Here is a 26,954-nt window from a genome sequence, read left to right on the forward strand (position 1 = left end):
CCCGTTCAATCCAACAGAAATTTTTCCTTGGCGGCCAGGATGCGCGCCAGGGAGGCGTGGCTTAGCTGTGCCAAATCGTCGTCGGTCTGTATGGCGTGCCGGATCGCGTGGAAAGCGGCCTCGATGTTCGGTCCCGTGTGGCAGATGAGCAGAAGGTCCACGGTGCCGCTGAGACATTGGGTGACGATATCGGGTAGGGCGTAGTATTTGGCGATGGCGCCCATGTCCAGGTCATCGGTGAGCACCAGCCCTTCATATCCTATCTCATCGCGCAGCAGGTCGCCGGCCATAGTGGTGGAAATGCTGGCCGGCCATATGGGGTCGATGCGGGTGTAGCGGATATGAGAAAGCATGAGGCCGCTCACCTCCGATTGAATGGCCGCTTCGAAGGGGATGAGGTCGCGGGACCGCAGCGTCTCCAGGTCGATCTCCAGGTCAGGCAGATCCTTATGGGAATCGAGGACCGTGCGACCGATGCCCGGGAAATGCTTGCCCACGGCCATGATGCCGTTATTCTGCAATGCTTCGATCACCAGGCGGCCCATGCGCGCGACCCATTGTGGATCCCGGCCAAAAGCGCGTTCGAGCATGACGCTGGGGCCTTCGGGGGGTGGCACGTCGAGAACCGGTGCCATGTTCATGTTGACCCCGATCCGGTTCAACTCGTCGGCCGTGGTCCGGGCAAAGGCGATGGCATCCGCCGGCGATGTCATGGCCGGGTTACCGGCAAATTGGGTGAAAGGCGGCTTGAGACGCGCCACCACCCCGCCTTCCTGGTCGATAGCGACAAAGAGGGGCGGCTGCCCGCAACGGACCGCATAATCCTGGGCATCGCCGCACAGGTCGCGGATCTGCTCGGGAGAAAGAATATTGCGCGAAAAGAGGATGATGCCGCCCACCTGGAGGGTGTCGATGGCATACCTCAACTCGTCGTTGAGATCTGTGCCGGTGAAGCCGACCATCAGACGCTGTCCGGCTTTTTGACTGTCGGTGAGATCGCGAGCCTGCATCATTGTGTTGTCCTGATCTTCCAGTGGGAAGATCCAAGAAGGTCTAAAGAGTTCAGTGCCTAATGGCGTTTCCGGCGCAGCTGATACTTTCGCACCGCCTCCGTATGTTCCGCGATGGTTTTCGAGAAGTAGTGCGTCCCGTCCTTTTTCGATACAAAAAAGAGGTAATCGGTTTCCGCGGGATAAAGTGCCGCTTCCAAAGCGGCCCGACCCGGATTGGCGATGGGGCCCGGCGGCAGCCCGCGGATCACGTAGGTGTTGTAGGGCGTCGCGCTACTCAGATGGCGACGGGTAATGTTTCCGTCGAACGACTCGATACCGTAGATCACCGTGGGATCGCTTTCCAGGCGCATGCGCTTTTTCAGTCGGTTATGAAAGACCGAAGCGATAATGGGACGCTCACTGGGAGCGCCGGTCTCTTTTTCGATGATCGAAGCGAGGGTGACGATGTCGTGTATCGAGAGATCGAGCTCATGGGCGCGGTTTCGCCACTCATCGGTGACGAGGGATTGGTAAGCGTTCACCATCGTCGTGATGATGCCCCTGGCCGACACCTCCCTGGGAAAATGATAGGTGTCGGGGAAGAGATACCCTTCGAGGCTGGGGCCGTCGAGTTGCAGCTCCGACACCAGCGACGGATCGCGGGCCAGCCGGCTGAATTCCTCTGCCGATGCCAGACCGGCCTTTTCGACTTCGGTCGCGACCTGGTCGATGGTGTAACCTTCCGGTATGGTGAGGCGATGCAGCAGTACCTTGCCGCTGGCCAGGATGTCGATGATTTCCATCGGTGTCATCGCCGTGGATAGCGCATATTCGCCGGCCCTGAGCCGTTTGTCGTCTCCGCTGAGCCTGGCTATGATCTTGAACCGAATGTCGCTGGTGATGACCCCTGCTTTTTCCAGCCTGGCAGAGAGCATCCCGAAGCTCTCTCCCGGGGCCACCGAGACGATGTGCGAGTGTTCCTCACCATCCGCCGGGCGATTGGCGAAGCGGTGCAGGTCGACGGCAATCCAGCCCGCAGCCCCTGCCACGGCGATCAGCAGCGCAATGATGAGCAGTAAGAGGTATTTTAATTTAAACAAGATTCCCCTGATGATGTTCTTTTATAGGGTTCGGTGATTCCGTTGGGCCTTGATCTCGATCCAATTTGCCTATTTATGGACGGCCCCCAACTTATGCCAAGCATTTTGATTTTGTCAATATTTCGAGGCGCAAGGCTGTTCGCAATGGTTGCCTAATGACCCGAAAGGCCTTATGCTGATGATCATATCGACAAGGCGCTGGAATGACCGCGCTTGCCTCAAGGAGCAAGGGGACGTGCGATGACCCGACCTAAATTGAAAGAACTGCAGATCAATCGTGACTGGTGCAAGGGATGCGGCATTTGTGTCGCCTTTTGCCCGACGCAGGTCCTTGAGATGGACCCACTCGACAAAGCGGTCGTGGCCCGCAAGGAAGATTGCATCGTCTGCCGGGCCTGCGAATTGAGATGTCCGGACTTGGCCATAACGGTGGTTGAGCAAACGTCCGGGACCGACGAGGCCGGCAGATAATTCGCTGTCAAAAGATGACGCCAGAAAAGGACGACGCTATTATGCATCCCACCATCCGATTCGTTCAAGGCAATGAAGCTTGCGTGGAAGGTGCGTTATATGCCGGGCTGCAATTTTTCGCCGGGTATCCGATTACCCCCTCCACCGAGATTGCCGAGCACCTGGCCGTCCGGTTACCCCGGTATGGCGGCAAGTTTATCCAGATGGAGGATGAAATTTCTTCCATGTGCGCCATCATCGGCGCCTCCCTCACGGGACACAAGGTGCTTACGGCCACCAGCGGCCCCGGTTTTTCCTTGATGCAGGAGGCCCTGGGCTACGCCGTCATGGCGGAAATACCCTGTGTGATCGTCAACGTGCAACGCGGCGGTCCTTCCACGGGAATTCCCACGCACATCAGCCAGGGCGATGTGAACCAGGCCCGCTGGGGGACCCATGGCGATCATGCCATTATTGCCTTGACCGCCTCCAACCACCAGGACGTATTCACCACGACGGTGGAGGCCTTCAACATGGCCGAAACTTACCGAACCCCGGTCATCCTGCTTTACGACGAGGTGGTGGGCCACATGCGCGAGCGGCTCGATATCCCTGAAGCGGGTCAGATCCCGCTGGTCGAGCGACTGCGTACGTCGGTGCGCGAAGGAGTCGATTATCACCCCTACCTGCCCCGTGAGGACGGCCGCCTGCCCATGTCCGACTTCGGCGGCGTACACCGTTACAACGTCACCGGCCTTTACCACGACATGTGGGGATTTCCGTCGGACGATCCCAAGGTCGTGCACGGCCTCATTCGTCACCTGGTGGATAAGATCGAAAGCAATGTGGAGGCCATTGCCCGCTACAAGACCTATTACCTGGACGATGCGCGGACCGTCCTGGTCTCCTATGGGGCGACGGCCCGTTCGGCCCTGCACGTGGTCCAGAGCATGCGCAACAAAGGCCAGAAGTTCGGTCTTTTCGAGTTGCAGACCCTTTGGCCGTTTCCCTACGACATCATCGGCGAAGCCATCGGCCGCGCTAAGCAGGTCATCGTCGTCGAGATGAATATGGGCCATATCTGCAGCGAGGTAAAGAGGGCGTTGAACAACCCGCGCAACGTCTTTTTGATCAATCGGATCGATGGGGTCTTCATCACGCCGACCGATATTCGGCAGGGGTTGCGTTTGATCGAAGGCAAAGGTGTATAGCAGGCTGCTGGCAAGCGACACCTCGGCCTCCCATGCGGCGTTCTCGCATTTTTGAAATCCTCGACGTAGCTCGGCTACGCCTGCGGTTTCAAAAATGCTGCGGCCTTGCCTGAAAGGCCGATGCACCACTTGCCAGTAGCCTGCAGTTTTGAACGAGCAGAGTGTCTGGAGCCCTGGCGCTGCAATCGACAGGATTCCTTCACTTTAAACTTTATACTTTCAACTTTAAACTTGAGTTCTTCCAACCTCCCCCCGCCCAGCGGGGCCAAGGATATCGCCATGGCGGTCAAAGATTATCTTCGCGAACGTTTTTTCCCCCACATGTGGTGTGCGGGGTGCGGTCATGGAATCGTGCTGAACAACATGATCCGCGCCATCGAAAAACTGGGTATGAGCAAAAACGAAATCGTGATGGTGTCGGGCATCGGTTGCTCGTCGCGAATTACCGGATACGTCGATTTTCACACCCTGCACACGTTGCATGGGCGCGCCCTGGCCTTTGCCACCGGTGTGAAACTGAGCAAGCCCGAGCTCAACGTGATTGTGGCCATGGGCGACGGGGATGCATTGGCCATCGGCGGCAACCATTTTATTCATGCCGCCCGTCGCAACATCGCCATGACGGCTCTGGTGATGAACAACCGCATTTACGGGATGACCGGCGGGCAGTATTCGCCGCTTTCCGGGTACGGTACCCTGGCCACCACGGCGCCGTATACCAACATCGACCAGGGATTTGACACGGTCCAACTCTCCATTGCCGCCGGGGCGACCTTCGTCGCCCGCACCACCACCTATCATGTCAAGGAGATGACCGATATCATCCGGCAGGCCATCTTGCACGACGGCTTTTCGGTGGTCGAGATCCTTTCGCAATGTCCGACCTACTTCGGCCGTAAGAACAAGATCGGTGACGCCGCCGCCATGATGCGCCAGTTCAAGGACGGCACCACCCCGATCGGCTCCAAGGCGGCCAAGTCGGATCCGGGCCTCATCGAACGGGGCATATTCCTTCAGGTGGATCGTCCGGAGTATTGCAGCGAGTATGACAAGGTGATCGAGCGCGCTCGAAGCGCCGATCACACAACCACATGATCGGATAACGGGTGAGGAAGATGGGAAGAACACGATTGGTTTTTTCGGGATCCGGAGGCCAGGGGGTGGTCACTGCAGCCATCATCCTGGCAGAGGCGGCCGTGCTGTACGACGGCCTGACGGCCGTCCAGACCCAATCCTATGGCGCTGCCGCCCGGGGCGGGGCCACGCGGGCCGATGTCATCATTTCTGAAGACCCCATCAACTATCCGATGGTGGTGCAGCCCAATGTGCTCGTTTGTCTGACCCAGGAAGCCTACCACAAATATGCCCCCATCATCCGGCCCGGGGGCTTACTGATATCCGACAGCCGTTACGTCAACACCGAACGCCGGGTGGACGCGATCCAGAAGCAATTGCCCCTGTATGATACGGTAATGCAACACCTCGGAACGCCACTGGCTTTCAACATTTGCATGCTCGGTGCGGTGTTGGGCTTTACCCATCTGGTTACACTGCCAGCTGTACAAAAGGTGTTGACGGCCCGCGTGCCGCAACGTTTTCTGGAAATGAACACCAAAGCATTGGACCTTGGTTTGGCGCTGGTGCGGGACCCGGGGGCTTGAATCACTTCCCAACGGGCGGCATCGCGCCATTCCCGCCAGGTCCGGCCGGTGTCGGCGTGGAGAAGTTTGCCCTATGAAACTCCCGCCGTCCCTGTGCTTCCCGCCATCCGGGCATGCAGGTCGGCGGATTCACTCGATATCATTTCTCGTGCAATCACTTGACAATATGGGGCCGTTCGATCATAACATGATAAAAACAAAAGAAGAAATATCTGAGCTACTCTGTTTCTCATCGCAATTGTTGGGATCTCCTGCTCATGACGAAACCTGACACCGTTTATAACAGCCGGGTTTTAAAGTTTTACGCTGCCTATCTCAACGCCCATTATCCCCAAGTCAACTTAGATGCCATCATCGATGCCGCCGGCCTGACCAAATGCCAATTGGAAGATCCGGGGTGTTGGTTCAACCAGGAGCAGGTGGACGCGTTTCATGAAAAGGCCATGGCACTTTCAGGAAACCCGAACATCGCGCGGGAGGTCGGCCGATATGCGGTATCGACCGATGCGTCCGGTCCCCTCAAACAGCATGTGCTGGGGCTGCTCAACACCGTTTCCATCTACCTGCTGCTGGCCAAACTCTACCCCATGCTCAGCCACGGGGCGCGCGTCAAGGTCCGCAAGGTCGGCGCCAACAAGGTGGAGATTCTGTGCGTACCGGCAGCCGGAGTCAATGAAAAGCCCTATCAATGCGACAATCGTCTGGGCATCTTCGAATCTCTCGCCGCATTGTTCACCGGCAAGTTTGCCCAGATCGAGCATGATCAGTGCATCCACCGCGGGGATCCCTGTTGCCGATATATCGTCGCCTGGGAGGTGCCGAGTTTCCAGAAATGGAAGTGGGGTTTCAAGGTCGGCACCCTCCTTGTGATTCTCAACGCCGCAGTCGGTCTGTTTCTCTGGCCGCCGGCGATATGGTGTGCGGTCAATACCGCGTCTCTGGTCGTCCTGATGGGTATCGGTTTCCGGGCCGCCTTCCTGGAGCGCCAGAATCTGGTGCGTACGATTCAAAAGCAGGGCAACGTGGCCGAGGATCACATCAAGGAGATCGACTACCGGTACCGCGGCGCCCTGCTGGTTCAAAAGATCGGCCAGGCGACATCCGTGCTTCTCGACGTGAACCAGCTGGCGCAAGTGGTCATGGCCCAAATCCAGGCCCAACTCGATTTCGACCGGGGCATCATCATGTTGGCCGACGAGGACCAACGGCGGCTGGTTTTTTCCGCCGGGTTCGGTTTCGACGAGGAAAAGAGCGAACTGCTCAGCCGGACCCGGTTCCGGCTGGATCATCCCGATGCCAAAGGCACCTTTGTCCAGGTGTTTCGCGAACAGCGCCCGCTGCTGGTGGACGATGTCAACACGATGAAAAATTCGTATTCGGCCAGAAGCCGGCTGTTCGCTCAAGAGATGGGCTCCCAGTCCCTGATCTGTCTGCCGATCGTCTATGAGAATCATTCCCTGGGTATCCTGGCGGTGGACAACATCCACACCAAACGGCCGTTGACACAGAGCGACGTGAATCTTTTGATGGGCATCGCCTATCAAACAGCGGTCAGCATATCCAGCGCAATTGCCTACAAAAAGCTTCAAGACAGCGAGTCGCGCTATCGCAGCCTTTATGAAAATGCGCCGACCGCCTATTTTTCCATATCGACCGGCGAGGCGGCCATTCTCAAATGCAATGCGGCGGCCACCGAGCTGCTGGGAAGGCCTCGTGGTCAGCTCATCGGTTCATGCTGGCTGGAATACGCGGCATCCGATCGCGGAAATCGTACCCGGGCGCAGTGGGTCCAGGAAGCCTTGCAGCAGGGGAGGTCGGTCTACAACGAAGAGCTGCGGCTGCATCACGCGGATGGCCGCATCCTCTGGGTGAACATCACCATGGAGCCTTTCAAGGGGCCCCAGGGACGCGTGCTCGAGGGGCGCTGTGTGCTCGTCGATACGACTGAAAGAAAACGGCTCGAAGAAAAATTGCGCCACGCCCAGAAGATGGAGGCCATGGGGACCCTGGCCGGTGGGGTCGCCCATGATTTGAGCAATATTCTCAGTGCGATCGTCAGTTATCCGGACCTGCTGCTCATGGATATCCCCAAAGAGAGCAATATGTATGCACCCCTGACCAAGATGAAGATGGCCGGCACAAGGGCGGCGGCCATTGTTCAGGATCTGCTGACCCTGGCACGTCGCGGCGTGCAGATGAAGGAGGCGATAGACGTCAATCAGGTAGTCCATGAATTTGTGACCAGCTCCGAATACGACAGCTTGCGCGCCAATCACCCGGGGATCGAAGTCATTTTACAGCTTGCCGGAGAGCTGCCGGCCATACGCGGGTCCCGGGTCCACCTGGTCAAAATGGTCATGAACGTCGCGATGAATGCGGCCGAGGCCATGCCCCGTGGCGGGCGAATCGTGATAGCCAGCGAGTTCCAGACATTGAAACAGGGGGAACGGGTCAAAGATCATCCCGCTGGCGATTATGTGGTGTTGTCGGTTATCGATAACGGCACCGGCATCCCCGAGGAAGATCTAACCCGCATCTTCGAGCCGTTTTATACCAAGAAGGTGATGGGCCGCAGCGGTACCGGATTGGGGATGGCGATCGTATGGGCCACGATGCAGGACCATGAAGGTTTCGTTCAAGTTCACAGCACAGTAGGCAAGGGAACCGCCATTCGTTTGTTCTTCCCGGCGACCAACGAAGTGCAGTCCCCCAAGCCGGCGGTTCCGAAGATAGAAGATTTGATGGGCCATGGCGAAACCGTTCTGGTGGTCGATGACGAGGCCGAGCATCGCCATATCGCCTACGAGATGCTGACCCGGCTGAACTACCAGGTGACCGTTGTGGACAGCGAACGGGCGGCATTGGATCACATGGCCAAATCGCCATATGCTGTGGTTCTTTTGGACATGGTTCTGGGAAATGGTTCGGACGGGCTAACCCTCTACCGCCAATTGCTCGCCCGCCATCCACGGCAGAAGGCCGTCATTGTCAGCGGTTTCGACGAGTCGGCAAGGGTGAAAAAGGCCCTGGCCCTGGGCGCAGGGGGGTATATCCGCAAGCCTTACACGCTGCAGCAGCTCTCCTCGGCGGTGAAATCAGAGCTCGAGAAGGGGGAAATCCGCTGAATCTTTCACCGTTCGATTGAGCGGGTATCAGGTCGATAGCGTCTTGATCAGTTGACCTATATAATAACGGGCATGGCTGATGGGCGCTGCCATATTGGCGCGGTGATTGGCCAGAAAGCCGTCCAGGTCGCTGTTGATGATGAGCCAGGGATCCAGAGAGGCGGCCAGTTGGCAAGAGATGACGGCGTGGTGCAGCAACTCTTCGCCGTGCCGAGAGACCAGGATCTGTTCGAAATCGTGGGCCACGGCTTCCAGGATCTCCCCCATGGCGGCCGCCACCCCTTTTGCGTAATAGAAGTAGTTGTCAGCCGTGAAGAATCCGACCGTCGACCCATCCTTCTCTTTGGCCTTCACCAGATTTTCATCGCAACTGCCCAGCAGGTCTTCGAAAGTCATCAGCAGCGGAATGATGTTATCGGCCCGCACATAAAACGAGGCTCCCCCGGAAATAAGCTGGGTGCGGTACGCTGCGAGCTCCGTCAGGCTATCCTTGTATTTGGCTTCCGGAGAAGGGAACCAGTAGGAGTCCGCTTTGATCATGAGCCAGTTCATGGCGTTTTCCAGTTTGCGATTGATGGTATCCGTGCTGCCGGTGCGGGATATGCGCTCGGTCAACTGGACGACCGCTCGCCGGGTCACTTCCAGAACTCCCAGCTGGTAGTTGTTCACGTTGTCGGTGACGTTGATGATGTCGTTGGGCCGCCACCCCCAGAATCTCTCGTTCAGCTCATGGGAGAGGGGTTTGATGACCGCGTCGATGAAGGTCACGCCCTTGGGAAGCGGTTTGGGGGGCGGTGCGACGGCATGAGCGCCCGGTTCGGCTTTGGGGGCAGCGCCCTCTCCGGATGTTGTGCCATGGGCGGGAGCGGCAGTCGGGGCAGGGGGCGCGGAAGGGGTGGCGCCGTTGGCGGACGGGGCTGCCACCTGGTGTGGTTGAACAACCTGAGGGCTTGCGGGCTGGGGCAGGTGGCCATCGATGACCGGTCGGTGATCCGTATTCGCCGGTGGCGGCGGCACGGCCAGTTCTCCTATTCCGGCGGAGCCTTGGGAAGCATGAACGGGGGTACCGCCATGCGGATTTGCCGCTCGGGCCGCGCGGATATTCGCCGTTTCGGAGGATGTCATGGCCGCAGGCGCCGCGGTGGGTCCGGTGTCGTCCTTGACCAGGCGATCTTTCCAGGGCGCGGGCTTATCCAGGTAATCGATGCCGGTGGCCAGAGCCCACAGCACCACGAGTATCAAAAGGGTGACGACGACCACGCGTTTGATCAAAAACGCGGCAAATCCAGCGTTACTATCACGATTGCGGTCCTGGGGGCCCGTGGGGGTGTCCATGGTGATGTCTCCGGCCTGTCTATCAACTGCCTGTCGGACGTTTGCGCAATTTACGCATATCTCCTATACGGATGGTCAGTTGGGTGGTATCAAAATATTCGATTAAAGGTATCACATATTTCCGGGACGCTCCAGTCATATCCTTGAACTGCGGCGTGGAGATCTCTTCGTGCTCGGAGAGGAAAGCCACCAGTTGATCCCTGATCTTATCGATCGCTTCCCGATGGCAATAGAGCTCCTCTTTGATTTTGATAAGATGCCCTTCGTCGATCAGCAAGGAGAGGACTTGCCGGGCCTCTTCGGCGGGAACCGAGAGCTCAGAGCAGAGCTCCTTGAAATAGGGCGGCGTGAGTCCCTCTTTTTGATAAACGGTCAACAGGTTTGTCCTCAGGGTGCGCTGGTCCACTCCTAATGCCACACGGTGTCCGGCCAGGCGCACCATGTCTTCTTCCTGCACGATGGCCTGGGCTTTCATGAGTTGCTGAAGCACGAGCAGCGCCAATTTGTTGTCCACGCCGAGGGGCAGTTTGGATTTGAGTTCCTCTTTGGACATACCCGGTTTGAGCGGGTTTTTCTGGTGGTATGCTTCGAGCAGGTCGGTGACCGCCTTTTGGAGGTCGGAAACGGCCTTCTGGTGAACGTAGCGCCTCTTTTCTTTGTCGACCAGGATGGCCGTTCGTTTGGAGGTAATGTCCTGGAGGATCCGTTCCAGCTGTTTCTCCGGCAGGTTGGTCATGATCAACAGCTCGCCGAAGGCACAGCCTTTGAATCCACTGTTTTCAATATGCAGGCGGACCACCTCCTCGGGAGGGGCTTCCGTCAGAAGCCGCAGTGCCTCGATGATGTCGGGCCGATGGCGTTTGTGTTTGGGCGGAATCGGATCGAGAATGGCACCGCCACCGATGGTCCGGATTGGGGAATAGCTGCGTAGCACGTAACGGTCGTCTTTGACGAGGGTCACCGGTACATCCATTCTGATTTGGATCGGGGCATGCTCTCCGGGTCGGGCCTCTTCCCGATCGAGCAGCACGACCACTGCCATGATTTCATTGGTGCCGCTGTGAAATCGCACCCGGGTTCTGTTTTTGAGCGGTTTGGCGTTACTGGCCAGATAGAGCAGATCGGCATCCACCATGTAGCTGGGGATTAGCTCTTCGGGTTTGGCGAGGACATCCCCCCGGTTGACCGCCGCCTTTTCCAGCCCCTGAAAGTTAATGGCCGTGCGCATGCCCGCTTCGGCCTGGGTCAGGCTCTGGTTGTGAACTTGAAGCCCCCTGACTTTGGAAACCACCCCCGAGGGATAGAGCATGACCCGATCCCCAACGGCCACCTTGCCCGATATGAGCGTTCCGGTGATCACCGTGCCGAATCCTTTCATGCTGAAGACGCGGTCGACGGGCAGGCGGAACAGGCCGGTAGCCGTCTTGGCAGGGATGTGTTCGCAAATGCGGTCGAGCGTGGCGATGAATTCGGGCAGGCCTTGTCCGGTAATGGCCGACACCGGCACCACCGGTGCCTCATCGAGAAAAGTTCCCCGGGTGAAGTCGGCGATCTCCTCCTGCACCATGGCCAGCCACTCTTCGTCCACCATGTCACGCTTGGTGATGACGACCACGCCGTGGCGGATGCCGAGCAGGGTACAGATTTCCATGTGTTCCCGGGTTTGCGGCATGATGCCTTCATCGGCCGCGATGACCAGCGCGACCAGATCGATACCCGTTGCGCCGGCGACCATATTTTTGACGAACTTTTCATGGCCTGGGACATCCACGATGCCCAGGCGTTGGCCGCTGGGCAGCTCGAGGTGTGCAAAACCCAGCTCGATCGTGATGCCGCGCAGCTTCTCCTCTTTGAGCCGATCCGTGTTGATACCGGTCAGGGCTTTGATCAGTGTGGTTTTGCCATGATCGATATGTCCGGCAGTGCCTAAGATGATTGGCTTCACGACCGATGTACTCCTTTATGCTCGTTATCATTCATCCTCAATGCCACCATTGGCCCGTCTCACTTTTTTTTCCGCCGCAGGTATTCGGTCAGATAGGACAAGGCCACCAGGACGGCACAAAGGCCGATCATGAAGACGACCGATGCATTGGGGTAAAAGAGCCGGGTCAGGACGACGCCGAAAACGACGCCCAGTATGGCGCGCAGAATCAAGATGTGGGTTGGGTTCACAGTCTTCTCCGGTCTGAGATATCAAAAAAACCTAAATTAGCTGTTTTTGGAAGGATGTTCAACCGTAAGGTATGTCTCCACAGACAGAGGGGGTGGGGCGAAGGCCGGACAGAATTGCGACCTGCAGCGCCCAGGGAAAGCGGCCATTTGTGGCTGGGCACTATTTGACCGGCCTGCGGACAAATCGGAGTTGGACCTTCAAAGGGCCGATGGCGATGATATCTTCGTGAGACAGCTTGACCGATCCTTTGACCGCCTTGTCGTTCACCTTGGGCGTGATTCGTCCCTGAACGTAGCTGAGAACGTAATCGTTTCCTCGTTTGGTGATGGTTGCGCTCGGTTGACCCGCAAACAGGGACCATAAACCAGTGATTTTGATGTCCGCATCCGCATTTTTACCTATGGAGACCCCCTTGGCGGTCAACTCGTAATCTTCGCGCACCGAGGAGAGGAACGAAAGATAGTCGAATCCCACCCAGCTCGACTGGGCCTCTTTTCGGTCGAGAACCATGGTTTGATCGGCATTGGCGGCACTCCCCGGGACACCCATCAGCTCATCGGCGGTGGCTTCCATGGAGAGGGTTTCGTACAGGTCCACGATGAGAATGTGTTTGCCGATACTCACCCAATCCTGGTGGGCCAGCCGGCTCTCTTCGACCCGTTCATTATTGACATAAGTGCCGTTGCGGCTGCCCATGTCGGTCAGGATGAGGTTTTGACCTTCGGCGCGAACCGTGGCGTGATGGGCCGAGACGGCCAGGTTGTCGATGACGATTTTGTTGTCGGGATGGCGGCCGATGGTGAGTTGCTGCCCAGGTGAGATTTGGTGGTTGCCGAGCACCTTATTGTTGAAGGTCAAGATTAGACGCGCCATGAGCACTCCTTTGTTTTAAGGCCGATTTGGTTGAACCGCTCCCGACTCCCGTCCTTGTCGCCGGCCCAAGCCAGCCGTTGCTTCGTTGGGATGTCATTCATAATGTGTTTTATGGTTGGATGAATTGCATTGGGTTGGATGTTGTCCCATCAAAGTCTTTCAACTAAAACCATTCTTTCAACCAGTTGTCAAGATTGGGGTTTCGGGACAATAGCGGCTGGATCTGCATGGCCCGGCCATCCGTGTCTAAAAAGGGAATGAATCCTATGATCGAGGTGAATGACCTGTTGCCGGAAAAGGCTCGCCATCCTATTCCCTGCCTGGATTATGAGGCGACAGGATCACCACCCGGTTGTCCTCCTGAAGTTCGATTGTCGTGAAGGGATACATGGAGAACCAGATACCGATTTTTTCTCCGCCCGGGCTTTCGATCCATGCACCTTGGGCCGGATCCAACTGCTCCCAAATATCCGGGCGCCATACGAACGCGATCTTGTCGGCGAAGTTGGGGGTGTTGGGGGCCACCGGTTCCCATATGTTTGTATTGATGCGGTATCTTGGATCGATTCCGATAATGGCGTAGGGCATATCCGATCGGCCGTTGGTATAGTAGCGATAATAGTCGGGAACGCTGTTTTGCCTGAACCACAAAGTGACCTCCGTATCCAGGTATAAACGTCCATAACCTCCGGACGCGCAGCCGAGCATCATGAGAATGCCCGCCACGAGCAAGGCCGTGGACAGCCGAGCCAGCGTCCTTTTACCCTTGGTTTTTGTGTCGATGCATGGCATGGGCACCTCCTCTGAATTGACCTTTATGGCAGAAAAGTGAGGCGATCTTTTGAAAAGTCAAACGCAACCAAGCGTATGTCAACCCCTTATCCCGTTGGGGTCAGGACGATCTCATCCCATGAGAGCGGTCGTGATTTCGGTTTGAAGGGACGTTAACTCGGCACCAAAAAAATGATCGGCACTTTCAATCACATGCAAACGGGCAGTGGGTTGCCAGTAGGGCAGGAACCTTTGAAGCGGATGGGTGATGATGGCCGCCCGTTGTCTGGAGCGGATCGCCAGGCGTCCTTGCAGCGTGTTGGCTTGCTGATTGAAAAAGATTTCAGTTTCCATAACGATATTCCTGTTCTGTGAATTCCATTCAGTTAGAATCGCTGACGGCGGCTGTGTCGGTTTGACAGTCCGGCGGATTGTCTGTTAGAGCTCTCGTGGCGCCCATCACCATGCTACCTATGCTGCTGTGTTGGTCTCTATCTGCTGCGCTCCGATGTTCAACGATACTGCACCTTCCGTCGTCAGCAACCGCCCCCATTCTCAAGGAGGAAAGATGATTGCCGTGCTCGGAGAAATATTGGTGGACCTGTTTGAAAACTACCAGCGCATCGGCGGTGCGCCCTTTAATTTTGCTTTTCATCTCAAACAGCTCGGGTTATCGGTACGGTTCCTGACCCGGATCGGAGATGATCCCCATGGCCGCGAGATCGGCAAGCTGCTTTCCCGTCACCATTTCGATCTCAATGATGTCCAGGTCGATGACGTCTATCCGACCGGAACCGTTCAAGTTACCCTGGACGATCATGGCGTGCCCCGGTTTGACATCCGTGAGGATGTCGCATACGATTACATCGATTTTGAGGCACTTACGCCTATCCATGGTCCGGACACACGAATGATCTACTTCGGCACGCTGGCACAGCGTTCGGACTTGGCCTTTGAGCGTTTCGACCGATTGCTGTCGCGCAAGGGCGCATCCACCAAAGCATTTTGTGATCTCAATCTGCGGCCGCCCCATGTCCGGGCCGACGTCATCGAGGCCTCGTTGGACTATGCCGACATTCTGAAGCTCAACACCGACGAATTGCACCATGTCGGTGGGTTGTCGGGCGGGCCGAGCCAGGAAGAGGCGCTGGTTGCCCATCTCATGAGAACGCATGAGATTGAAATGGTCATTCTGACAAGGGGTTCCAGCGGAAGCACCCTTTTCACAGCGACGCAGCGATTCGACGCATCGCCGCCGCCCACCGGGAAGGTTCTGGATACCGTCGGTGCCGGCGACGCCTTTGCGTCCGTTATCGCGGCCGGCTACCTTTCAGGTATGGCTCTTGAGAGCGCCTTGACGGCCGCAACCTACTTCGCAGGGCAGATCTGTGAATTGCCGGGCGCCATCCCCGATGACTCCTCCATATATGCCCGTTTGCGGAAAAAGATGGAAGGATTAATGCATGACTGATCGTCTTCCCTATGTTCAACTGTTCAGCATTCACGGTCTGATACGCTCGCAGAACCTGGAACTCGGGCGCGATTCGGATACCGGCGGACAAATCACGTATGTCTTGGAACTCGCACGGCATCTCAGTGCCCGGGACGATATCGGTCGGGTCGATCTGTTTACCCGCTTGATCGCCGACAAACGGGTATCACCCGATTATGCCGAGCCCATCGAGCAGGTCACGGACAAGTTTCGCATCGTCCGCATTCAGTGCGGCGGTCGGCAATATATGCGCAAGGAACTGCTCTGGCCGCATCTGGACGAGTATGTCGACAAGACCATCAAATTCATCAAGCGGCAGGACGCCGTTGCCGACATCGTTCACGGGCACTATCCGGACGCCGGTTACGTGGCCATGGAGCTTTCCGAGTTCTTCGGTATCCCGTTTGTCTACACCGGCCATTCCCTCGGGCGCACAAAACTCAGCAAGCTGCTGGCCGATGGCATGACCGATGCCGATATCGACAAGAAATACAAAATCCACCGCCGTATCGAAGCCGAGGAGCAGATACTGGCAAACGCGGACCTGGTGGTGACCAGCACCCAGCACGAGATCGAAGAACAGTATGGGCTTTATCGCAACAAGAAGGTGCCCGAGTACAAGGTTATTCCGCCGGGGATCGACATCGACCGTTTTTATCCCTTCTATCACGATTTGATTGAAGAAAACAGCAAGTCCGAAAATATCAAATATGCCCAGGCATCGATATTGCGGGAACTAAACCGTTTTTTCCCCCATCCGGACAAACCTATAATCCTGGCGCTGTGTCGACCGGACAAACGCAAGAACATTTCCGGACTCGTTCAGGCCTACGGTGAGGATCTGGAGCTTCAGACCATGGCCAATCTGGCAATCTTTGCGGGCCTGCGCAAAGATATCGACGCCATGGAAGAAAATGAGCGCGACGTGCTGACGCGCATGCTGCTGATGATGGACAAATATGATCTTTACGGCAAAATGGCGATCCCCAAGAAGCACGATTTCGATTACGAGGTGCCTGCTCTTTACCGCATCGCGGCCGAGAAAAGGGGCGTGTTTATCAACCCGGCCTTGACCGAGCCGTTCGGCTTGACACTGCTCGAAGCCTCGGCCTCCGGGCTTCCCATCGTGGCCACCAATGACGGCGGCCCCAACGACATCGTCCGGAATTGTGAAAACGGCATTCTCATCGATCCGACCCGGCCCAGGGAGATTTCCGCCGCACTGCGCAAGATCATCTCCGATGCGCCGCTCTGGGAGAAATTCTCCAAAAACGGTATCATGAATGTCAATACATACTATACCTGGCAGAGCCATGCCGGCACTTATGCCGCTGCCATCCGAAAGTTGATCACGGCCAACCAGGCCTCCGACATGGATACCGCCGTTCCATCGGATGCCATCGGTCGGCGCTTGATGTCGCTGCGCTATTTTTTGATTACCGACATCGACAACACGTTGATCGGCGAAGACAACAGTCGGCTCAAGGATCTGCTGGCCGTGCTTGCAGAGCATCGCGAACGTATCGGGTTCGGCATCGCCACCGGAAGAACCGTGGATTCCGCAACGAGGATACTCAAAAAGCACGAAGTGCCGCAGCCTGATGTGATGATCTGTTCGGTGGGCAGTGAAATCTATTACGGCGCCAATCGCCGTTTCGGACAAGGCTGGGCGACCCACATCTCCCATCAATGGCAGCGCGATAAAATCGTCTCCTTGTTGAAGCATTTCGATTTTCTGAGGTACCAGGAGGAAGAGACCCAAAGAACATTCAAAATCAGCTACTACATGGATCCGGATGAAGAGCGGCTGGCCCTGGTGCACGACCGGCTGTTGAGCAACCGGTGTCGATACAATTTGATTTATTCCCATGGTAAGTATTTGGATATATTGCCATATCGTGCCTCCAAGGGCAAGGCTATCCGCTATTTGAGCTACAAATGGGTCATCCCCCTGAGAAATTTTCTGGTCAGCGGGGATTCGGGAAACGACGAGGAGATGTTGCGGGGCGAACCCCGCGGTGTCGTGGTCGGCAACTACAGCGCCGAGCTGGAAGCCCTGAAAGGAATGCGCCATATCTACTTTGCCAAAGCGCCCTGTGCCGGGGGTATTCTGGAAGGCATGAACTACTACCGATTTTGCGAGGAAAACAGGGGGGCGGCACAGTGACGATGCAGAACAGGGTCCAGCTCATTACTTATCCCGACAGCCTCGGCGGCAACATGATGGAGTTGCACTACGTGCTGCGCCGGTATCTGGCCGGCGCCGTCGGCGGCGTACATATTCTACCGTTCTATCCGTCATCCGCTGACCGGGGTTTTGCACCATTGACCTATCATGAAGTCGATCCAATCTTCGGGAGCTGGGAGGATATCGAGAAAATCGGAGAAGATTTTGACCTGATCATCGATTTCATGGTCAACCATATCTCACGGCAATCGGTATTTTTCCAGGATTACATCGAAAAAGGCACACGCTCCGAATATGCGGACATGTTTCTCTATTTCGACAAGCTGAGTCCCGACGGTGAAATCAGCGAAGAGGAGTTGGCCAAAGTATACACCCGTAAGCCGCGTCCTCCCTATACCGTCATCGAACGGGCCGACGGATCCAGGGAGAAGTTGTGGTGCACGTTCGACTACGAGCAGATCGATGTGGATGTCACCTCGCCCAAGACCAAGGAGGTCTTCCGGAATTTTCTCATCCGGCTGGCGCGTTCCCGGGCCAAAATGATCCGCATGGACGCCTTTGCATATACCACCATCAAGATCGGTACCAACTGTTTTTTCCTCGAACCCCAAGTTTGGGAAACGCTCGAATGGTTAAATGAATACGTATCGCCTTTCGGGGTCGAAATTCTGCCGGAGGTCCATGAACACTACCGTTACCACCACAAAATAGCCGAACACGGCTACTGGACCTACGACTTCGCCCTGCCCATGCTGGTATTGCACACGCTGTATCATCATACCAGTGCGCGCCTGCGACACTGGCTGGAAATCTGCCCGCGCAACCAGGTGACCACCCTGGATACCCACGATGGCATCGGCGTGGTGGATGTGGAGGATTTGCTCACGACCGATGAAATCGAGCGAACCGTGCATGGCATGTTCGAAAAGGGCGCTAACACGCGCAAGATCTATTCCGGGCCCGAGTATCAGAATCTGGATGTCTACCAGGTGAACTGCACCTATTACTCTGCGCTCGAATGCAACGACGACTCGTATATCGCCGCACGGGCCATCCAGTTTTTCTCCCCTGGCATTCCCCAGGTCTACTACGTGGGATTGTTGGCAGGAGAAAATGACGTCGAGCTGGTCGAACGCACCAAAAACGGACGCGATATCAACCGCCACAATTACACCCTCGACGAAATCGCCGCCGATATCCAGAAGCCGGTCGTTCAGCGCTTACTGCGCCTGATGGAGTTTCGCAGCACGTATCCGGCCTTCAAGGGCGACTTTCAGATCGAGGAGGCGCCGGATGACCATCTATCGTTGACCTGGCATCTGGCGCCATACAAAACGACCCTTCAGGTGGACTTGAGAAGTTACGCCAGCCACATCCGATATTACGAAAGCCGAAGCCGCCGGATGAAGACCATGGTGGCTTAGAAGTGTTAAGTTTAAAGTGTAAAGTTTGAAGTGAAGGTATCGGGTCGTTCCTTCGACACCTTGTCGCGCAATGCATCGAACACGGCTTCGCCCTCGATATCCGCCTTGTCATTTCCAGCGGCTACCTGCTGAAGCTTGCGCAGGTCGTCAGGATCTTTGGCGTTGATCGGGCCATTGAGCAGGTTCAGGGTGTTGCGAACGAGGCTGTAGACAATCGCTGGGGCGATGCGCTCCGCCGCCGCGCCGGTGCGATCCACGCCCCCCCAGATATGGGTGTGGGGCAGTTGGAAAACCTTGGGCGCTTTGGTGTAGCCGAGCAGTTCGCCAAAGAGGGTCATCACTTCGACAATACCGTCGGTATAGGCGTTGCGCAGCGATTCGCGGCCATCCCGGGCAAGGGCGTCGATGTCTGCATCTTCGTAGGAAAGGTCCAACCCATCGATCAGTTGGTTTTGAACCCAAGCCAGGGTATCGGTTTTCATGCTGACCACCACGTCCTTGTCGCTGAGGATTTTGATGGCGTTGCGGATGCTGACCATCTCCTTGACCGTCGGGCTCTTGCGCATCGCCACATCCTCGATGGTGGTGTGGTAGAGCTTCAGTTCGTTGTCGAACACGAGAATGCGCTGCTTTTCGGCGGTGTCTGCTTCGCAATAGAGATCCAGGTCCCTCTCCCGCCTGTAGGTCAGCGGGGTCATGTCCAGCAGAGCCTTCATGGCCTCTTTGTCGATACGGCCAGGTGGATCCGCGGGTTTCCAGGAGGCGCGCACCTGGTCTGACAACCGATTGATTTCTATCTTTTTCAGCAGGTTTTCTTTGAATCCCATAATTCCTCCTCTCCTTGACCGGATGGTAGATATTTTGTATATGATTCGCAGCCTTTCAGCAAATCGTTTTGTCCGGCAAGTCGCTGCGCAATCGTATGCCAAAAATGAAGGAAACAATGATGGATGAGTATGTCACATTGAATTACAAAGGGGAAACGTATCGATTGCCGGTGATCATAGGGACTGAGAATGAGTGCGGCATCGATATCCTCGCATTACGACGCGATACCGGTCTGATTACGTTCGATCCGGGCTTCGCCAATACCGGCGCCTGCAAAAGCAGCATTACCTATATGGATGGTGAGAAAGGCATCCTGCGCTACCGCGGCATACCGGTCGAAGAACTGGCCGAACACTCCACCTTCAAAGAGACGTCTTACCTGTTGATTAACGGCCGCTTGCCCACGGCGGAGGAGCTGCGCCATTTTTCCATCATGCTCAACGACCATTCCCTGGTCCACGAGGACATGAAGACTTTTTTCCAGAATTTCCCCAGGGCATCCCATCCCATGGGCATTCTCTCCGCCATGGTCAACGCCCTGCGCAGTTTTTATCCGGAGCTGCAGACCACCGAGGAGGAGATCAACTTCACCGTGACCCGACTCCTAGCCAAGGTGAGGACCATGGCCGCCATGTCCTACAAGATTTCCCGGGGCCACACCGTGGTCTATCCCCGTCCGGATCTGGCTTACTGCGAGAATTTTCTCAACATGATGTTCAACACGCCGGTCAAACCCTACGAATTCGTGCGCGAGGTGGTGCGTGCCCTGGAGGTTTTCTGGATTTTGCATGCCGATCACGAGCAGAATTGTTCGACCACTGCGGTGCGCGTTGTGGGCAGCGGGCGCGTCAATCTTTACGCGGCCATATCCGCGGGTATGTCGGCCCTCTGGGGCCCTCTGCACGGCGGCGCCAACCAGGCCGTGGTCGAAATGCTCAGCGACATTTATCGCAGCGGGGGAGACTACCGCAAGGCGGTGGAACGTGCCAAAGACAAAGATGACCCTTTCCGCCTCATGGGTTTCGGACACCGGGTATACAAGACCTATGACCCGCGGGCCAAGATCATGAAGAAGATGTGTGACGATCTGTTGTCGGCCCTGAAGCTGAAGGACCCGCTCCTGGACATCGCCAAGGAGCTGGAGGAGGTGGCGGTTAACGATGCCTATTTCATCGACCACAACCTCTATCCCAATGTGGATTTTTACAGTGGTATCGTTTTACGCGCCATCGGTATTCCTACCAATATGTTTACCGTCATGTTCGCCATCGGTCGACTGCCCGGTTGGATCGCCCAATGGAAAGAGAGCATGGACGATCCCCAATGGCGTATCAGCCGCCCGCGCCAGATCTATACCGGTCCATCTGAAACCCATTATGTGCCGATGGCCAAGCGCAAGGGGATTTGAGAACGCTTGCGATGGCGATGGTTTAAAGGCCGCGATGGTTATTCGAAATCGCCCAAGGGCCGGGCGAACGTGAACTTGGCCGGATAGACCACCATGGCATTCCAGGCATCACCCACATTGCCGCCGAGGGCCGCAAACGGTACGCCGACCACGAACAAAACAAATCCGGCGGCGGTCGCGACGATTCCGACGGGCCTGACCACGACGGCATCTGCCGCCATCGCGCCGGCGTCGATTTGTGGATCGTTAAGTCCCGAATTATTGGTCGCCATGGCCCCGCAGGGCAGGCCCATGACCGCCAAAACTAGAAGCAGCGCGATTAATTTATTGGGTAGCTGATGCATGTCGGCTCCTTTGCTGGAAGAAGTGGTAAAGCGGCGAACCGCTCTGCCTTTAATATTAATTACGTATGACCATAGCAGTTCTTGTTTTCGGTTGCAATCTCTGACCGTTTGACACGACCCTATCGGAAAGGGCTTTTTTGTGCATGAAGCCACCCCCAACGGACCAACGATTCACCTGATCGACGTGGCCGTCGCCTTGCCCGTTTTCGATTCCTATACCTATCGGGTGCCGGTCGATCTATTGCCGGATCTGGCGGTCGGCAAACGGGTGCTGGTGCCTTTCGGCAGGCGCCGGGTGACCGGTTATATGCTCCAATTCACGGACCAGATCCCCGATGCGGCGGTTAAGAACATCGTCTCCGTGCTTGACGACCAGCCGCTTTTCCCGCCTGGAATGATATCCTTTTTTCGATGGACGGCCGATTACTACATGCATCCGCTGGGCGAGGTGATTCAAACGGCTTTGCCCACCGGTATCAACCTGGCCGAACAGGTGCGCTACACCATCAGCGACCACGGACGCCGGGAACTGGGCGGTCAGCCTCTGGCCCCATGGGAACGCATCTTATGCGACCACCTTTTAGAGGGCCCCTGCCGGCCGGCCTTTCTCAGGCGCCTGGCCGGCGACGCCTTTTCCCAGTCACGTCTTGACGCATGGGAAAAGCAGGGTTGGATCGTTCGACAGCAGGCCCTTTCGGGCGGTCGGACGCGACCCAAGACCGTTCGCTTCGCGAGTCTGACCGCAACTCCTTCCCTGGATATGGGGCGGTTATCCTCCGCACGGCGTACGATCATGGAGGTGTTGATGACTCATGGGCCAGTGGCGTTGAGTGATCTCAAGAGCGTTCTGCCCACAGCGGCCCATCTGGTCCGCGCCATGGCCAGAGACGGGCAACTCAGGATCGAGGAGCGGGTCGTCTACCGAGACCCGCTGGGAGATCCGATTACCCCGGACCAACCCCCGAAATTGACCGCCGAGCAGCATCAGGCCGTCACTTCCATGGGGGCGGCCCTGGGAAAGGGGTTTCACACCTTTCTGCTGGCCGGCGTAACCGGATCGGGCAAAACCGAGGTCTACCTGCAACTTGCGGCCATGGCCCTCGAACAAGGACTTGCCGTCCTCGTGCTGGTCCCTGAGATTGCCCTCATCTCCCAGACCGAGCGCGCCTTCCGGGCCCGCTTCGGCGAGTGCGTGGCTCTGTTGCACAGCGGATTGTCCAGCGGCGAGAGGTACGATCAGTGGCGAAGGATCATGGCGGGTGAGGCCACCATTGCCGTGGGTGCCCGCTCGGCCATCTTCGCGCCGTTTGCCGGCACCATCGGATTGATTATCGTCGACGAAGAGCACGACGATTCATACAAGCAGGAAGGGGCCTTGCGCTACAATGCGCGCGATCTGGCCGTGGTGCGCGCCCGCCAGCACGGTGCGGTGGCAGTCCTCGGTTCGGCCACGCCGTCGCTGCAATCCGCCTATAACGCACTTAATGGCAAATTTTCCAAGATCAGCCTCTATGAACGGGTAGACCGCCAGATGCTGCCCCGGATCGTGATCCAGGACCTCACGGCGATTCGCGAAGAGCGCGGCATCCGGCGTTTTCTGACCACCGAACTGTTGGCAGCCATGCGCACCACCCTGGAGCGCAAGGAACAGGTACTGCTCTTTTTGAACCGCCGCGGGTTCGCCGGCAGCCTGATCTGCGCCGATTGCGGCCAGGCCGTACGCTGCAAACACTGCGATATTTCGTTGACCCACCATCAGCAGGCCAACGTCTATCAGTGTCACTACTGCGGCTTCAGCCGGTCCGCGGTCTCCCGCTGCGAACGGTGCGGATCGGCGCGGATCATCGGCCTGGGGATCGGTACCGAGCGTCTGGAAATGGAGATCCAGAAGATTTTTCCCACGGCCCGCGTGGCCCGCATGGACCGTGACACCACCCGGCGCAAGGGGGCCCTGATCAAGATCCTCAAGGATTTGCGCGACCGACGCATCGATATCCTGATCGGCACCCAGATGGTGGCCAAGGGCCACGACTACCCCAACATCACCCTGGTGGGCATCATCTGCGCCGACCTGTCGCTGAGCTTGCCCGATTTCCGGGCCGGAGAGCGCACCTTTCAACTGCTGGCCCAGGTGGCCGGTCGCGCAGGACGCGGCAAGGTGCCGGGCCATGTAATCCTGCAAACCTATAACCCGGCGCACTTCAGTATTACCACGGCCCGTGACCAGGATTACGACGAATTTTTCCGGCAGGAGATCGAATTCCGAAAAGTCTTGGGGTATCCGCCCTTTACCCGCATGGTGCAGATCCGCATGACCGGGCCGGACGCGCAGCGTCTGGCCGCTTTTGCGGAGCGGCTGGGCGAAGCGGGTCGGCAGATGCTGGCCCAACGTCCGGTCGATGGCCGGGTGGAGATCATGGGCCCCATCGAGGCGCCGCTGCACCGGATCGCCAATCAATTCCGCTGGCAGATGTTGCTCAAGGGGCCGGCTGTCGTTCCGCTGCATCGGTTCGTACGCGAGCTGCTCGCCCACAAGGAGGTTCAGGCGAACAGGGGTCGCATCCACGTCGGCGTGGATGTCGATCCCGTTTTTCTCATGTGAACGAATCCGGCACGGCCGTACCGGAGATGTTGATTACCGATTGATATCATTTGGAATAAATTTTGTCCGGCTTGACAATCAATAGCGCTCGGCCTATAGATTTGGCATGGAAAGCCGATAGTGAGTCGATCAACGGAATGCAAAGGAGAAGGAACTGCCCGATGTTACACAAATTCACCCATCTTACGATCATGCTGGCCGTCTCTTTGTTTGGCCTGATCGGGTTCGTGGACAACGGCCTGTGCGATACACGACCGGCCGCTCAATCCCAGGAGCCGGCCCAAACCGCCAAGACACCCAAAGTGTATTTTCCCGACCCCATCCACAAGTTTGCGACGGTCATGGAAGGCGCCGTCATCAAGCACGACTTTATCGTCGAAAATCAGGGCGACGCCCCCCTGGAGATCCACAAAGTGCAACCCGATTGAGGCTGCTCGGTGGCCTCCCATTCGGGCCAGATTCCTGCCGGCGGCAAGGGAAAAATCAGTGTGGTGGTCGATACCGCCAATCGGGGCGGCCAGCTCTTGACCAAAAGATTTCGTGTTTACACCAATGATCGCCGGGAGCGGCAGACCGTGCTCGCGGTGAGCGGGCAAGTGAACGCCTATATCATGGTTTCGCCGGCCCGTGTGCGACTGGTCGGCCGGTTGGGCGAAACGCTTTCCCAGCAGGTGCGCATCGTACCCCAGGGTTATCCGTTTGCCATTCGGGAGGCCAAGGCCAGCAACGGCGCGGATATCCGCATTTCCATCGAACCTGCTGGCCAACCGCCGGCCGGGCAGGGATTTGTGCTGACCGTGACCAGCACCCGGCGTGAAGCCGGCAGCTTCGGAGACTATATCCTGATCCAAACCGACCTCAAGGAGAAGCCGACCATCGGCATTCCCGTGAGTGGTCGGCTCTATGCAAAGCAACCCCCTGAAAAGTGAGCCATATTACATTGAAACCGAATGATCTGAAAGTGGTGGCCTTCGATTGCGACGGCGTGATGTTTGATTCATCCCGGGCCAATCGGGCCTATTACGACCATATTCTGCAACACTTCTGCCGGCCGCCCATGACCGATGCCCAGTTCGCCTATGCCCACATGCATACGGTCAGCGGTGCCCTGGCCCACCTGTTCGAAGACTCCGACCTTCTCGTCGAGGTGCGCGCTTACTGCCGCGAGTTGAGCTACATGCCCTTCATCCCGCACATGGTGATTGAACCCCATCTCAAGGAGTTGCTCGCATTTTTGCGTCCTGCTTATGGGACCGGCATCGCCACCAATCGGACCAACACCATGGCCCGTGTGCTCGAAGTGCACGGGTTGACCGATTATTTCGATAAAGTGGTGACGGCCAGCGATGTCCACAATGCCAAGCCCGACCCGGAGCAGCTTCTGGTGCTTCTGGACCATTTTCAAATCGAACCGTTGCAGATGCTCTTCATCGGCGATTCCGAGCTCGACGCCATGGCCGCCCAAGATGCGGGCGTTCCTTTCGTCGCGTTCGGCAACCCCGCCCTGGAAGCCGAGGTGCATTTGCAGAATCTGGGGCAGCTCAAGCGGCTTTTGACAACCTGAAGCGATTGAAAAAAGATCGGCCTCTTTCGATATCGTCAGCATGCTGCGACATCGCAAGAGGCCGATAAGAACCTTCCTCCGGCAAACAGGCGGGCTAGGCTAGGAGGCGGGGAGGAAGGTAAGGGCTTCTCAAGAAGGCTTGAGGCTACTTGAGTTTGCCCAGAATGGCGCTGGCAATCGTGTTTTTCTGGATCTCCTTGGTGCCTTCATAGATTTCGGTGATCTTGGCATCCCGGTAGAAACGTTCCACTTCGTACTCTTCCATGTATCCGTAACCGCCCAGCAACTGGATCGCCTCGTCGCACACCTCGACGGCGGTGCGCGCCGCATACATCTTGGCCATGGAGGTCAGCTTGGGATCGATACGTCCCTGGTCGAAATTCCAGGCCGCCTTGTATACGAGCAGGCGGGCGCACTCGATCTTGGTGGCCATGTCGGCCAGCTTGTGCTGGGTCGCCTGGTATTGGGCGATTTTCTTGCCGAACTGCTCACGCTGCTTGACATAGGCCAGGGCGCGGTCGAAACCGCCCTGGGCGATCCCCAGGCCCTGGGCCGCGACCAGGATTCGGCTTTCGTCGAAGAACTCGAGCAGGTGGTAGAAACCTTTGTTCTCCTGGCCGACCAGATTTTTAATCGGAACGCGGACATCCTTGAAGGTCACTTCGGCCGTATAACTCAGGGTGATGCCCATCTTCTTGCCCACATCCTGATAGCCCACGCCCGGCCGGTCCGCCTCGACCAGGATCATGCTCAGTCCCCTGTGGGATTTGGCGGCATCCGGATCGGTCTTGCACAGCACGTTGTAAAAACCGGCCAGCGGGCCGCTGTTGGTGATAAAAATTTTGGAACCGTTGATGACCCACTCGTTCCCGTCCTTGACCGCCGTGGTTTCCACGGTGGTGATATCCGACCCATGATCCGGTTCGGTAAAGGCACCGCAGGAGAGGCATTGGCCTTCGGCCACCTTGGGCAACCATTTTTCCTTCTGTTCATCCGTACCGAAATGCAGGACCAGCTCCGAAGCGAAATCGGCGATCAGCAGGCAGGTGCCGATGGTGCTGTCGCCACGGGCCAGCTCTTCGGCCACCAGGATGTTTTCCATAACGCCCAGGCCCTGTCCGGAATATTTTTCCGGAAAGTGAATGCCGATGAAACCCAATTCAGCCGCCTTTTTCCACAACCGCTCGGGGTAGGCGTGGCGTTCGATCAGATCCTGGATCTCGTCCTTTTTAAATTGGCCTTTGACGAAGTCTCTGACCGCTTTCTGGATCTGGATCTGTTCCTTGGTAAGTTCAAACTCCATTTTTTCCTCCTTGTGCGCGTCCCCTGGCGGGGGGCGGGTTGAAATTGACAAGCATCTGCCCGTTATCTTCCCCCTGTACCGGGGTGCCGTCAACAAATAATACGCAA

General features: G+C 57.1%; 24 protein-coding genes. 12 read left to right on the forward strand and 12 right to left on the reverse strand.

Annotation, left to right across the window (positions count from 1 at the left end; all coding sequences use genetic code 11):
* Nucleotides 1-5 precede the first annotated feature (5 nt).
* Together DFT_RS05750 and mltG are read right to left on the reverse strand one after the other, a co-directional pair.
* Entirely contained in the window at nt 6-1,013 is a 1,008-nt protein-coding gene (locus DFT_RS05750) for a glycoside hydrolase family 3 N-terminal domain-containing protein (RefSeq protein WP_235506178.1), read from the reverse strand.
* Nucleotides 1,014-1,069: 56 nt separating this feature from the next.
* Nucleotides 1,070-2,092, reverse strand: a complete 1,023-nt coding sequence (mltG, locus tag DFT_RS05755) for an endolytic transglycosylase MltG (protein ID WP_054030292.1) — start codon at nt 2,090-2,092, stop codon at nt 1,070-1,072.
* A gap of 240 nt (nt 2,093-2,332) precedes the next feature.
* Here mltG and DFT_RS05760 point away from each other — a divergent pair, with 240 nt between their 5' ends.
* Both DFT_RS05760 and DFT_RS05765 read left to right on the forward strand, forming a co-directional pair.
* Complete coding sequence (locus tag DFT_RS05760; protein ID WP_054030293.1) at nt 2,333-2,563, forward strand: 4Fe-4S dicluster domain-containing protein; 231 nt, start codon at nt 2,333-2,335, stop codon at nt 2,561-2,563.
* Nucleotides 2,564-2,604: 41 nt separating this feature from the next.
* Entirely contained in the window at nt 2,605-3,753 is a 1,149-nt protein-coding gene (locus DFT_RS05765) for a 2-oxoacid:acceptor oxidoreductase subunit alpha (protein WP_054030294.1), read from the forward strand.
* Between the two features lie 74 nt (nt 3,754-3,827).
* Here DFT_RS05765 and DFT_RS26150 read toward each other — a convergent pair whose 3' ends face one another.
* On the reverse strand, nt 3,828-3,998 hold the full coding sequence (locus DFT_RS26150; RefSeq protein WP_161807084.1) for a hypothetical protein: 171 nt from the start codon (nt 3,996-3,998) through the stop codon (nt 3,828-3,830).
* Between the two features lie 34 nt (nt 3,999-4,032).
* Between DFT_RS26150 and DFT_RS05775 the strand changes: the two genes are divergently transcribed.
* The 3 genes from DFT_RS05775 to DFT_RS05785 all read left to right on the forward strand — a co-directional run bounded on the left by DFT_RS05775 (nt 4,033) and on the right by DFT_RS05785 (nt 8,539).
* A complete protein-coding gene (locus DFT_RS05775; protein WP_054030296.1) occupies nt 4,033-4,848 on the forward strand; it encodes a 2-oxoacid:ferredoxin oxidoreductase subunit beta in 816 nt (271 codons plus the stop codon).
* A 20-nt stretch (nt 4,849-4,868) separates the two neighbouring features.
* Complete coding sequence (locus tag DFT_RS05780; protein WP_054030297.1) at nt 4,869-5,414, forward strand: 2-oxoacid:acceptor oxidoreductase family protein; 546 nt, start codon at nt 4,869-4,871, stop codon at nt 5,412-5,414.
* Between the two features lie 257 nt (nt 5,415-5,671).
* Nucleotides 5,672-8,539 carry an ATP-binding protein gene (locus tag DFT_RS05785; RefSeq protein WP_054030298.1) on the forward strand — a complete coding sequence of 956 codons (2,868 nt, stop codon included), beginning with the start codon at nt 5,672-5,674 and terminating at the stop codon, nt 8,537-8,539.
* A gap of 27 nt (nt 8,540-8,566) precedes the next feature.
* Here DFT_RS05785 and DFT_RS05790 read toward each other — a convergent pair whose 3' ends face one another.
* From DFT_RS05790 to DFT_RS05810, 6 genes are all read right to left on the reverse strand, one after another.
* On the reverse strand, nt 8,567-9,874 hold the full coding sequence (locus DFT_RS05790) for a DUF2333 family protein (RefSeq protein ID WP_054030299.1): 1,308 nt from the start codon (nt 9,872-9,874) through the stop codon (nt 8,567-8,569).
* Between the two features lie 22 nt (nt 9,875-9,896).
* Nucleotides 9,897-11,819, reverse strand: a complete 1,923-nt coding sequence (gene selB / locus DFT_RS05795; protein ID WP_054030300.1) for a selenocysteine-specific translation elongation factor — start codon at nt 11,817-11,819, stop codon at nt 9,897-9,899.
* Between the two features lie 59 nt (nt 11,820-11,878).
* Nucleotides 11,879-12,049 (reverse strand): hypothetical protein, encoded by a 171-nt coding sequence (locus DFT_RS26460; RefSeq protein ID WP_200907030.1) that lies wholly within the window; start codon nt 12,047-12,049, stop codon nt 11,879-11,881.
* Nucleotides 12,050-12,209: 160 nt separating this feature from the next.
* Nucleotides 12,210-12,923, reverse strand: coding sequence for an FHA domain-containing protein (locus tag DFT_RS05800; protein ID WP_054030301.1), 714 nt, complete (start codon nt 12,921-12,923; stop codon nt 12,210-12,212).
* A gap of 309 nt (nt 12,924-13,232) precedes the next feature.
* Nucleotides 13,233-13,715, reverse strand: a complete 483-nt coding sequence (locus DFT_RS05805; protein WP_054030302.1) for a hypothetical protein — start codon at nt 13,713-13,715, stop codon at nt 13,233-13,235.
* A 111-nt stretch (nt 13,716-13,826) separates the two neighbouring features.
* Nucleotides 13,827-14,048, reverse strand: a complete 222-nt coding sequence (locus DFT_RS05810) for a hypothetical protein (RefSeq protein WP_054030303.1) — start codon at nt 14,046-14,048, stop codon at nt 13,827-13,829.
* A gap of 214 nt (nt 14,049-14,262) precedes the next feature.
* On the opposite strand from DFT_RS05810, the gene DFT_RS05815 reads away from it, so the two are divergent.
* The 3 genes from DFT_RS05815 to gtfA are packed head-to-tail and all read left to right on the forward strand — an operon-like array spanning nt 14,263 to nt 18,798.
* The gene (locus DFT_RS05815; protein WP_054030304.1) at nt 14,263-15,165 is read left to right on the forward strand and encodes a carbohydrate kinase family protein; all 903 of its coding nucleotides are present in this window, start codon (nt 14,263-14,265) and stop codon (nt 15,163-15,165) included.
* Entirely contained in the window at nt 15,158-17,353 is a 2,196-nt protein-coding gene (locus DFT_RS05820) for an HAD-IIB family hydrolase (RefSeq protein WP_054030305.1), read from the forward strand. Before DFT_RS05815 ends, DFT_RS05820 begins: the two co-directional genes overlap by 8 nt.
* A gap of 2 nt (nt 17,354-17,355) precedes the next feature.
* Nucleotides 17,356-18,798 carry a sucrose phosphorylase gene (gene gtfA, locus DFT_RS05825; RefSeq protein ID WP_235506179.1) on the forward strand — a complete coding sequence of 481 codons (1,443 nt, stop codon included), beginning with the start codon at nt 17,356-17,358 and terminating at the stop codon, nt 18,796-18,798.
* 11 nt (nt 18,799-18,809) lie between these two features.
* Here the strand turns inward: gtfA and DFT_RS05830 are convergent, their stop codons facing one another.
* Nucleotides 18,810-19,625, reverse strand: a complete 816-nt coding sequence (locus DFT_RS05830) for a hypothetical protein (RefSeq protein ID WP_054030307.1) — start codon at nt 19,623-19,625, stop codon at nt 18,810-18,812.
* A gap of 119 nt (nt 19,626-19,744) precedes the next feature.
* Between DFT_RS05830 and DFT_RS05835 the strand changes: the two genes are divergently transcribed.
* Nucleotides 19,745-21,034 (forward strand): citrate synthase, encoded by a 1,290-nt coding sequence (locus DFT_RS05835; RefSeq protein WP_054030308.1) that lies wholly within the window; start codon nt 19,745-19,747, stop codon nt 21,032-21,034.
* A 38-nt stretch (nt 21,035-21,072) separates the two neighbouring features.
* On the opposite strand, the gene DFT_RS05840 is transcribed toward DFT_RS05835, so the two are convergent.
* A complete protein-coding gene (locus DFT_RS05840) occupies nt 21,073-21,378 on the reverse strand; it encodes a hypothetical protein (RefSeq protein WP_054030309.1) in 306 nt (101 codons plus the stop codon).
* 139 nt (nt 21,379-21,517) lie between these two features.
* Between DFT_RS05840 and priA the strand changes: the two genes are divergently transcribed.
* The 3 genes from priA (at nt 21,518) to DFT_RS05860 (ending at nt 25,544) form a co-directional block, all read left to right on the forward strand.
* Nucleotides 21,518-23,980, forward strand: coding sequence for a replication restart helicase PriA (gene priA, locus DFT_RS05845; RefSeq protein ID WP_054030310.1), 2,463 nt, complete (start codon nt 21,518-21,520; stop codon nt 23,978-23,980).
* Nucleotides 23,981-24,141: 161 nt separating this feature from the next.
* Nucleotides 24,142-24,909, forward strand: coding sequence for a DUF1573 domain-containing protein (locus DFT_RS27110; protein ID WP_268815331.1), 768 nt, complete (start codon nt 24,142-24,144; stop codon nt 24,907-24,909).
* Between the two features lie 11 nt (nt 24,910-24,920).
* Nucleotides 24,921-25,544 carry an HAD family hydrolase gene (locus tag DFT_RS05860; RefSeq protein WP_054030313.1) on the forward strand — a complete coding sequence of 208 codons (624 nt, stop codon included), beginning with the start codon at nt 24,921-24,923 and terminating at the stop codon, nt 25,542-25,544.
* 145 nt (nt 25,545-25,689) lie between these two features.
* Here DFT_RS05860 and DFT_RS05865 read toward each other — a convergent pair whose 3' ends face one another.
* Entirely contained in the window at nt 25,690-26,847 is a 1,158-nt protein-coding gene (locus tag DFT_RS05865) for an acyl-CoA dehydrogenase family protein (protein ID WP_054030314.1), read from the reverse strand.
* Nucleotides 26,848-26,954: the final 107 nt, after the last annotated feature.

The organism is Desulfatitalea tepidiphila (genome assembly GCF_001293685.1).
Classification (GTDB): Bacteria; Desulfobacterota; Desulfobacteria; order Desulfobacterales; family Desulfosarcinaceae; genus Desulfatitalea; species Desulfatitalea tepidiphila.